This is a genomic window from Trabulsiella guamensis ATCC 49490 (genome assembly GCF_000734965.1).
Classification (GTDB): Bacteria; Pseudomonadota; Gammaproteobacteria; order Enterobacterales; family Enterobacteriaceae; genus Trabulsiella; species Trabulsiella guamensis.
This window is the reverse complement of sequence record NZ_JMTB01000219.1, coordinates 1-459: the sequence shown is the minus strand read 5'-3', so window position 1 is coordinate 459 and position 459 is coordinate 1. Positions and strand designations below refer to the sequence as shown.

Genomic DNA, 459 nt, shown 5'->3' with positions numbered 1-459 from the left:
CCTTAATGGCCGTGGAGTTTGCTCCGGTCAGCAGGACATCGCCTGAGTTCTCCAGCGTACCGCTGTTTTTTGCCGTGAATGCAGTCGCATCAGCAACAGACGAACTGATGGATGCCGCGTTAATCAGTGTTGCCCCGGTATCTTCTTCCGCAACAGTGCCATCCAGATCGTAGGTATTACCATCAACGGTTCCTGCCGTTGCACCACTACCGGTGATGGTGACAGACGCACCACTTTCAATAGTGGCTTTTGCACCTCCGGTAGAGAACACGCCTGTGGCGCCATCACCACTGATATCCAGAATACTTCCGCTCCCAATCGTCGTCTCTGTCCCGGCATCGGTCACATAAACTCCGGTAGCGTCTTTGCCACTGGCAGCAACCTGAATGTCCCCGGCCATGACAGCACCATCTTCAAGACGGAACAGTGTCGACCGCTCCCCGGATGCGTCCAGTACTG

1 protein-coding gene is annotated in these 459 nt (G+C 55.3%); it reads right to left on the bottom strand.

What is annotated here, in order from left to right:
* On the bottom strand, nucleotides 1-459 hold a 459-nt coding region (locus tag GTGU_RS26275; RefSeq protein ID WP_038163865.1), incomplete at both ends, for a hypothetical protein.